The organism is Brasilonema octagenarum UFV-OR1 (genome assembly GCF_963888615.1).
GTDB lineage: Bacteria > Cyanobacteriota > Cyanobacteriia > Cyanobacteriales > Nostocaceae > Brasilonema > Brasilonema sennae.
The window spans coordinates 1-9785 of the sequence record NZ_CAWPKW010000134.1; the positions used below are offsets into that span (position 1 = coordinate 1).

A 9785-nucleotide genomic window follows, 5' to 3' on the forward strand; every position below is an offset into this window, starting at 1 on the left:
GGATACCGCCACGCTCAAAGAAATTAAAACCCTGAGTGGGCATACAGACGCGGTTCGGGGCACGAGCTTCAGCCCGGATGGCAAAATCCTGGCAACTGCTAGTGGTGATAAGACGGTGAAACTGTGGGATACCGCCACGCTCAAAGAAATTAAAACCCTGAGTGGGCATACAGACGCGGTTGTTGGCACGAGCTTCAGCCCGGATGGCAAAATCCTGGCAACGGCAAGTTTTGACAAGACGGTGAGACTGTGGAGATTGGATTATGATAATTTACTTAGGGAAGGGTGCGTGTTCATGGGTGAGTATTTCAAAACTAATCCCGATGATGCTGATGCTGAAATTGGCAATATGTGCGATCACCTACCAAATCGGCAGGAAGCTGGCTTTTCGGCATTTTTTAGCATGGGGCAATGAGTGCGATACTCACAATATAAAAACAAAAATATCCTGTGCGTTAGGCGTTAGCCGTAACCCAATAGCAATATTGGGGGAGGACGGCAGTTTTGCGGGAAGAAAATCTACACCGCAAACCGCCTCGAAAATCCACACCCCAATTTGCCTCCCCTACGCTTAAAATTTCTTGAGGTACATAGCTTTATTTAAGCTTACCTACTTACTAGTTAAATTTATCCTAATTCCAAACCAGTAATAGCAAAAACATTGTGCAAATTAATATTAGGTTGCTCTCCTTTGTACATTCGTACACATTCATATGTATTCTTCATTTGATAATTTTCCAATAAGAGAATAGCGGCTTTATTGATATTAGGAACGTTTACATAAATAGTACTTCCTTCACTATAAGTAGCTAAAGCTAATAATAACTTTTCTGCTATATCTTCATTTTCCGCAAATAAAGGGGCAATTTTAAAGCTATCTATAGCTTTTCTAATCACTCCATAACCTACCAAATCAGCATCGTTGATAATAGCGTAACCTTGCCCATGAGGTTGATTAATCCATGTTGAAAGAAAATCAGGACGATAACTAGGAAAATATCGTCGATCATAATGACAAAGTTGATCAAAATCAATAGTTTTTAAATCTCTTACATCTGACGAGATTTTTCCGGTAATTATCCCTTGATAACCAAGATGAGAATAAACCGGTTTAAAACCAAATTTTTGATACTTATTAACTTGTTGTAATATGGCATCTAAACCAGCAGGTTGATTAGAAATTAACTTCAATGCTTCTTGCCATGTTTTTAAACCAAATCCCTTTTTTCGTTCTTCGGGTTTAACAATATAAAAACCAATAAAATTAAATTCAGCACTATATCGTAAGACAGAAATACAACTATTAGGTTTACCGTTTAATTCTCCAATTAAAAACCCACCAGGATCGGCAATATAAAAATTATCAACATCATCAATACCCGGATTCCACCCCTCAGAAGCTACCCAACTTAAGGCAATTTTTAGATCATCTTTGGTCATGGGACGAACTCGAAAATTATCTTCTGTAATAGTCATTTTTGCTGTTGAAAATTATATTCTTCTGGTTTTAAAATTATCGTCGCATCTCGAATTATGGAGTGAATTCCATCTGCCACCACTAGCAATACGGTTCAGTTAAGGAATTTATTTGTTGAGCTAGGTAAGGGGAGTAGAGTTGCTGGGGGGAGAAAATAACTGATTTTTCTTCCCCTGCCTAAAGGTACTTATCCGAACTGTATTGGATGGTAGGCAATAGGTAGGGATGTGAGTACAACCTACCTTCATTATAACCAAATAAATCAAGCTTAAATTTCATCCGGTTAATAGCACGAGCTTCAGCCCGCATGGCAAAATGCTGGCTTCTGCTACCTCGCGCTTGCGCCCTTACAAACGATGTGGTTCATTTAGGTGAAAACTGCTTTAATATATCAACAGAGGCTTTATAAGCCTGAACTGGTTGAAAGTCATCTTGTCAATGGACAGCCACTAAAACGGTGTCATATTTAGAATACGTTATGGAAATAAGGTTGTTTCGTACACAAGACACTGAGCAAATAGCACAGCTATTCCACGAAACAGTGCGTGAAGTCAACATCCGCGATTACTCAAACAATCAAGTTAAAGCTTGGGCACCAGATGATATTGACTTTAGAAATTGGTCAGAAGTTTGTTTAAAAATATTTACCTATGTTGCAGATGAAGAGGGAATAATTGTTGGTTTTGGGGAGCTAGAACCCAATGGTCATATTAATTGCTTTTACTGCCATAAAAACTATCAGCGTCGCGGAGTAGGGAGTCAAATCTATCAGGCAATTGAGGCAAAAGCATTGGAATTAGGGTTGGATCGGCTGTTTACTGAAGCGAGTATTACTGCAAAGCCATTTTTCCAGCATATGGGATTCTCAGTTGTCAAAGAACAACAAGTGACTCGTCGGGGGGAAACTTTCACTAATTATGTAATGGAGAAGTTTTTAACAAGTTCAGACATTGCGTAATAGTAGCACAATAGATTGGCTCATTTATGATTTTCAAGTCAATCTTAATTGTGCCACCTTTAAGGTGCGTTTCCTCTGGAAGCCTCGCTTCGCAAGTCTTGCGCGTCTACGTTATTTGATTCCTATTTTGTGCGATCTATCCAAACAGATTAATGAATTTCAGCAACGTCCTATGTTTTAGAACGCACCATCAAACAATCATATTCAGTAACATAACCTTCGGGATTACGAAAGGCAGCAAATAAATCAGCAACCTCAAAACCCAGGGATTCATAATACCTTAAGGCATCCAAATATGAAGGTATGTTAATGTAATTAGCCCGTACAGATATTTCAGATTGCAAACACAGAATTTTATCTATGCACTTACTTGCACCCTTAACAACTTCAATGTCATATCCTTGAGTATCCATTTTTAGAAAGATACGCGGCTCAGGTACTAAAGTGAGAATATCATCCAAAAGAGAGTCTAGAGCCTTGATCTTGACTTCGCAGGAATTAACAGTTTTTGGCATACTAGCATTAGGCACTAGAAATGAACTCAGTTCTGAATAGGTGTTCAAATTAAAGGTAGCCAAAGCATCCTCACTTCCAAGTCCCAAATCATATCCTCTCCAAAGGGTATCGTTTTTAAAGTTCTTTTGAAGAGTGGGAAATATTTCTGGATGTGGCTCAAAACTAAGAATTTGTCCTTTATAGCCTAGTTTCCTGATGTTTTCTGCAAAGTAACCGATATTAGCTCCCACATCAAGAACACAATTAATTCTTAATTTCTTCAAAAGAGCCGCTAAGTAAATTTGGTAAGAAAATCGACCTATTTTTTCTTCTACAGATTTGGGTATTTTATAGCCTGCCGAAATCAAAGAATAAGCTATGTCTCTCAACATTGTGCGACTTCCTTTAGCAACCTGGGTAAATTTGTCAACAGTCAACAATAGACAGTGATCAAACCTCTGCTAAATGCAAAAATAATAGATATTGACCTTTCCTTTGATGCGTGCAACGCAAATCAAAAGGTAATAGAAACAGAGGTTTTGAGGGATTGCTTCAATATACACAGAGTTATATTATCTTGTGCAATTGTTAGCGTCGAAATTCTAGCAATTACAAATACAGAAATGTTGAAGATAAATACAAAACTTTACAAGAATGGCTCCCTTATAACGATTTGCATTTGAGTGCAATACATCTAAAGAGTTAAAAACCGCACCCTCGACGCAGATAAACGCAGATATGTATTTCATTTTGTCATAAATTTATCAATCAATCCAGTTCACCTCACATCAAATTTTGATTCTTCGTTTTCACTCGTTGATATAATTCCTCCATTGCTTCAATAAAAGAATTATCCTTTTGCCAAAAAGCGGGGAAATCACCCTGTTTCTTAATCAAAATTGCAGAGACAGCGCTGGGAGTTGCAACTTCTATTGTTTGAGGTAATCGCTTTGTTCCTAACCAAAATTCTCTCGCACTTGGTTTTTGGTCAATCTGCTGTTTAGAAAGCTTTGTATACAAAGAAGTCGAGGCTTCTATCTTAACTTCTTTAGTATTGAGTTCCTCAGAAAGTGCTTTACCTAAAGGTGACTCAGCAAGTTTTGCCTGAAGTTCTGCTTTTGATAATCCCCGCAGTTCAAACAGCAAAAATGGATTCTGATCTAATTGGGAAGCAACGAGATAGTAAACTCCGGCAATATGCTTGCAGGGATTCGCATAATCTGGACAAGAACATGAAGTTTTGAAGTCCTTTCTACTGTGAGGTAATAGATATACTCCTAATTCTGAAAAAGAGTCTTCTATATTTTCTGGGACTTCGTTAAGCAGCAGTCGAGAAACGACACTTGCTTTAGATGAAAGTTGCTGGAGAATTTCATTCCAACGTGTTTTGGCAATGGGAGTAATTTCAATCGAAATATTGTATGTTGGTTCTTTGTAAACACCAAAGTATGGATTAACTGACCCTTTGACTATAGCCGTGATATAATTTTGCTCTATTTCAAAGCTCAACACTTTACCCCCACGGGCATAGGAACGTCCGCGTTGTAGTCTGGCGTCATCGGTAAAAGCTTCTAATGCGTTGATGAAGCGATCGCCCCACCAAGTTCGGCTAAATTTATTCATAAATCACTCCAAGATTGCGCTTCTATTGAGTGCAATGAGTTCTTTAAATGCATCATTGTCCAATTCTGTCAACCACGATTCATCACTACCAACAACAGCAGCAGAAACTTTTTTCTTATCTTCAATCATTTGGTCAATTCTCTCTTCTAAAGTACCAATGGCAACAAATTTATGGACAAAAACATTCTTCTTTTGACCAATACGAAAAGCGCGGTCAGTTGCTTGGTTCTCAACCGCTGGGTTCCACCAACGATCAAAATGAAAAACATGGTTAGCTTTCGTAAGAGTAATACCAACGCCACCAGCTTTGAGAGATAATATAAAAATAGATGATTCTGTTTCTGGCTCTTGAAATTCTGCAATCATGTTCTCTCGTCTTTGGCGGCTAGTACCTCCGTGTAAATAGTATGTATTGCAGTGCAAAGTCTGTTTGAGATATTTTTCTACATTTTCGCAAATTTCAGTAAATTGACTAAAAATGAGGAGGCTTTCTCCTTCTGATAAAGCTTCTTCCACCATCTCGGCTAAACGACTCAATTTATGAGAACGTTCCGGTAGAAACTCACTTCCATCTTGTAAAAATTGTGCTGGATGGTTGCAAATCTGCTTTAATTTCATCAATGTAGAGAGAATTAATCCTTTGCGTTGAATCCCATCTGCTGTTTTCAGTTTTTCCTCTACATCTTTCACAACCACTTCGTAGAGTGAGGCTTGTTCCTTTGTCAAATTCGTGTAGAGTTTTTGTTCTACTTTATCTGGTAGATCATTGATGATAGATTGATCCGTCTTGACACGCCGTAGAATCAATGGTTCAACTAACTTCTTCAGGGTAGTTGATTTTATTTTGTCATTCTCCTTTTGAATGGGAATCTCAAAAGACTTACGAAACTGTGCCTCTTTCCCCAAGTAACCAGGATTGAGAAAGTTAAAAATTGACCACAAATCGAGCAAGCGATTTTCTACAGGAGTTCCTGTTAATGCCAATCGGTGTTTGGCTGATAATTTTAAAACTGCCTTAGTCTGTGCAGTTTTGGGGTTTTTAATATTTTGCGCTTCATCCACTACTACCCGCTGCCACTTCATGCTACTTAGTAGCTTTTCATCTTTGCGAGCCAGAGTAAAGGAGGTAATCACAACATCATGCTGTAAACTCGCTGCTTTAAAATCTGCTTCCTGCTGAATACGGTTACTACCGTGATGCACCATTGTTTTAAGATGAGGTGCAAACTTAGCAATTTCTTTCTGCCAGTTTCCCACAACTGAAGTCGGGGCAATTAATAGTGTAGGCAGTAGCGGGGATGAGAAGCCAGCGTCGTGTTGAGGCGATTGGCGTGAGGATGAGGAAGGAATTTCTCCCCCCACTTCCCCTACTCCCCCTACTCCCCCTACTCCCTCTACTTCCCCATCTCTCTCCTGCACGAGTCTAGCAATAACCTGCACCGACTTGCCCAAGCCCATATCGTCTGCCAGACAGCCATTCAATCCTAATCTTTCCAAGTATTGCAACCATGAGACGCCACGCTTTTGGTACTCGCGGAGATTTCCTTGCAATTGTGACAGTTCAGAAATGGGTTCCAACCGACTTTTGTCTTGCAACTTTGCCATTGTCTCAGACAAAAATTGGTCATATTCAAATTCCCACTCTTCACCCACTTCAGCATTACGTTGCAGGAACTCTAGCATCGTCATTTCTGATTTTTCATCAGCGTGTGACTGCCAAAATTCTAGGAACTGCTGCATTTTATCTCGGTCTAGTTCCATCCACTGACCGCGAAAATGTACCAGTGGAGCCTTAGAATTAATAAGTTGTTGCCATTCTTGCGGAGTAACGGCTTTGTCACCAATTGCCAATTCGTATTGATACTCCACTAACGAGTCAAGGCTGAAATAGCTTTTTGTCTTGCTTTTGGTTGCGGATAGTTTGCTTGCAGATGCTTTGAGGCGAATTTTTGCCCGACGGCGACCTGCAGGAGTATACCAAGCCGGTACAATAATCTTGAACCCAGCATCTTCCAGCACCCAAGCACTTTCTTTCAGGAAGTCAAAAGCCTGTTCTAGGGTGAGTTGCAATCCAGTGGGGTGTTGTGTTTCCAATCCCTCCCATAGCTGAGGATACATCCGCGCTGCGTAGCCGAGATTCAGTAGCAAATCTGTTTCAAAACCCTTACCAAATTGCTTGTGTACCCCTATTTTGGTTTTTTGACTCATTGTCCAGTAGTCAGCCAGCGCTAGTTTCAAAGAGGGATCTTGTTTGCTAGCTATAAGGAATTGAATCTGCCAGTTGTCTATTGCGTCTGAAGCAGGAGAATGCAACTGAAAGCAGAGATGAAACGCAGAGTCGCTTTGGGTACGGGTAATTTGAGTTTTCCATGTCAACCATTGCTGATATTGTTCTAAAGCAGCATCTGTTGTCTGTGGGTTGTGACTGTTTGGACGTAAGCAATGGTGAATCAGGGAATCAGCAATTTGTTTGTCAAAAGCAGCTGTTGAGGGTGTGTGGGTGACTATATCATTAACAAGAGACTCACTGAAGTGACGTAAAAGATTTTCTTTATCAAAGAATTCTATTGGATCACTTGCTGTTACCGAACCGGCCACACAAATCAGTGGCATATATTCAACGTATTTTTTCAGGTTTGATTCGTATTGTTCAGAAATAATTTCCCAATTTGTGTAGATTTCAAATGGTTGCGTTTGCGGAGTTTTTGTCTTGCCTTTTTTACTAGTCTTAGTAACGGTCGTTTCTAACTCACGGTATTTAAGTGCTGGAATATACTGGTCTTTAAGAATAAACTGCTTAAATGCTTGAGTATAGTGATACCAAAATAGGAGATCTGAACCAAGTTGAATTTCGCCCGAACTGTATAATGCTAAAAAGTGGATTTCGTTGAGGAGTTTGATAACATTGATAGCTTTTGAGACTCGATAAGAACCAGTTTTAACTGACACTACAGCCTCATAACAGTCTACCTGCCAGTATTGAAACCCTTCGTATTCTTCAGGAAGGTCTATTTCTAGATACTTGATTAATTCTGGTGAGGGAATGGGCTGATTATTCGTTGTTGGTAGAGCAAAATATTTAGCAGATATACGTTCGTTTAAGGTAGCTGCTGGTTCTTTGATTCCTAATTCTTGAGCTAAAAAGGTCACCAATTCATCCTGTGCTAGATGTCCAGGGTGAATTTGTTGATTTTTATGACCACGTTTTTTGATTTCAGGGGTTTCTACCCACAGATAAAAAGACCCAGGTTGTATAAAATCAGCCGCTGCGTTGGGTATCCACGTACCATGAATAACTTTCATGAGTCCACGCTTTTGGTTATTCTAGAATTTTTAGAGGGTCTAGATTACTTTACCAAAAGTAGGTATGAAGTCTTACAGAATTATCCAAAAAATTCAGATTTTGTTTGCAAAGCCCCTATACCTAGACATCACGGGCTTTTAAAAAATTATAGATTGCAAGAGTAATAGCTAAAACTAACGCGATATGAATCAGATTTCCAGCAATGTGAAGTACTAGACCCAATACCCAAAAAGCAAACAGTAGAACGACAAGACCCCAAAGTATGCCTAACATAATTTTCGATTCCGATTTGTAGAGGATTTCTACCAGAGTAATTCCAATTGACTGACAAAAAATAATTTCTATACAAATTTTTAAACACACTCATCGATTCGGGTATGCTTGCTTTCGCCTGACAGCTTGAGCCGCTCTAGACGTGCGCTTTGCGCATACGCCAGTCGCCAGGGCGTGGAAAAACGCCTTATGCGCACTGAAAGGCTTGATTTGGACGTATTCCTAATTTGGTGTTTGCGTCAAGAGATTTTTGTTATACCCATATTGATGTAATCTAGATTCAGTGGATAGACGCTTCTCCTGTCGGAGACGCTACGCGAACGTCTTGTCGCAAACATCGCTCTACCTCTGACTCGGTAATTCCACAACAGATTTCTCTCTCGTAGATGATACGTCAGATAGTGCTTGCATCTGACTCAGTTCAACTTGCAATTTTTGACACAAGGAGATTTGTCATGACTAGCGATTTACAATTCCGACCCACCGATCCACAATTCCTGCTCAATCCTTATCCCTGGTTAGCTAAAATGCGTCAGGAAGCGCCGGTTTTCTATGACAAAGAGCAGCAAGCTTGGATGATGTTTCGCTATGACGATGTGGAACGAGTATCAAGCCAATGGAAAACCTTTTCATCTAAATCCCCGAAACCCCTTGGTCGAGAAGATTTTACTCAGGATTTAATCCACACCGATCCGCCTAAACATCAGTCACTACGCACTCTCGTACAAAAGGTGTTTACTCCCAATCGAGTCGAAGCACTAGCACCTCGGATTACCGAACTGACTCACGAGTTGCTGGATCAAATGAAGCAACACAAACAGGTCGATTTAATCCAAGCTTTCTCCTCACCTCTGCCGATCATCGTGATTGGAGAAATTCTCGGTGTACCCCTTGAAGACCGAGAAAACTTCAAGCACTGGTCTGACGGGGTATTAGCTAGCGATCCAACAGCAATAAAAAATATGGCTGACTATTTCCGCCAATTACTCAAGGAGCGGCGATCGCATCCCGGCAAAGACCTAATCAGCGATTTAATTGCGGCTTATGAAGAGGGAGAAAAGTTAACTGGACAGGAAGTGGTTGATTTTTGCATCCTACTGTTGACCGCCGGGAATGAGACTACAACTAACTTGATTACCAATACGATTTGGTGTCTGCATGAGCATCCCGATGAAAACCAACGCCTACTCCACGACTTGTCTCTATTACCGAGTGCAATTGAGGAAGTACTGCGTTATTATTCCCCGATTACTTTTTTAAATCGATTCACCCAAGTAGAAACCCAAATTGGAGATCAAACAATTCCTCCTGGGCAACTTGTGCACCCATGGCTAACATCTGCCAATCGAGATGAACTTCACTTTGAGAATGCTGATCGCTTCATCATTGATCGAGAACCGAATAAACATTTTGCCTTTGGGAATGGCATTCATTTCTGTTTGGGCGCACCTTTAACTCGACTAGAAGCCAAGATTGGGCTTAAAGCTTTACTCTCAGAATTTCCTAACCTCCGCGTTGACTCAAAAGAGCCTCTTAAACCAATTCCCAACATCAGAGTACATGGACTAGAAAGCTTGAGTGTTTTGTTATAGAAAACAAATCATATCATGTCCGGCTAATTAGTTGTGATTACAAAATCTGTGCAAAAACCGGGA

Annotated in this window: 8 protein-coding genes; 3 read left to right on the top strand and 5 right to left on the bottom strand. The window is 40.1% G+C overall.

Translation table 11 applies throughout. The annotated features are described in order from the left end of the window. Nucleotides 1-415: WD40 repeat domain-containing protein (locus AC5590_RS09070; RefSeq protein WP_169268545.1), on the top strand; the 415-nt coding region annotated here is incomplete at its 5' end. A 212-nt stretch (nt 416-627) separates the two neighbouring features. On the opposite strand, the gene AC5590_RS09075 is transcribed toward AC5590_RS09070, so the two are convergent. Continuing rightward, nucleotides 628-1476 (bottom strand): GNAT family N-acetyltransferase, encoded by an 849-nt coding sequence (locus tag AC5590_RS09075; protein ID WP_211178752.1) that lies wholly within the window; start codon nt 1474-1476, stop codon nt 628-630. A 479-nt stretch (nt 1477-1955) separates the two neighbouring features. On the opposite strand from AC5590_RS09075, the gene AC5590_RS09080 reads away from it, so the two are divergent. Continuing rightward, nucleotides 1956-2435: a GNAT family N-acetyltransferase gene (locus tag AC5590_RS09080; RefSeq protein WP_169268550.1), complete on the top strand. Its 480-nt coding sequence runs from the start codon at nt 1956-1958 to the stop codon at nt 2433-2435. A 170-nt stretch (nt 2436-2605) separates the two neighbouring features. On the opposite strand, the gene AC5590_RS09085 is transcribed toward AC5590_RS09080, so the two are convergent. From AC5590_RS09085 to AC5590_RS09100, 4 genes are all read right to left on the bottom strand, one after another. After that, nucleotides 2606-3367, bottom strand: coding sequence for an FkbM family methyltransferase (locus tag AC5590_RS09085; RefSeq protein ID WP_248277411.1), 762 nt, complete (start codon nt 3365-3367; stop codon nt 2606-2608). 346 nt (nt 3368-3713) lie between these two features. Then, the gene (locus tag AC5590_RS09090) at nt 3714-4553 is read right to left on the bottom strand and encodes an SWIM zinc finger family protein (RefSeq protein ID WP_169268546.1); all 840 of its coding nucleotides are present in this window, start codon (nt 4551-4553) and stop codon (nt 3714-3716) included. Between the two features lie 3 nt (nt 4554-4556). Further along, the gene (locus AC5590_RS09095; RefSeq protein WP_169268547.1) at nt 4557-7856 is read right to left on the bottom strand and encodes a DEAD/DEAH box helicase; all 3300 of its coding nucleotides are present in this window, start codon (nt 7854-7856) and stop codon (nt 4557-4559) included. A gap of 121 nt (nt 7857-7977) precedes the next feature. Further along, nucleotides 7978-8130: a lmo0937 family membrane protein gene (locus AC5590_RS09100; RefSeq protein WP_171976712.1), complete on the bottom strand. Its 153-nt coding sequence runs from the start codon at nt 8128-8130 to the stop codon at nt 7978-7980. Between the two features lie 455 nt (nt 8131-8585). Between AC5590_RS09100 and AC5590_RS09105 the strand changes: the two genes are divergently transcribed. Next, nucleotides 8586-9722: a cytochrome P450 gene (locus AC5590_RS09105; protein ID WP_169268548.1), complete on the top strand. Its 1137-nt coding sequence runs from the start codon at nt 8586-8588 to the stop codon at nt 9720-9722. Nucleotides 9723-9785 lie beyond the last annotated feature (63 nt).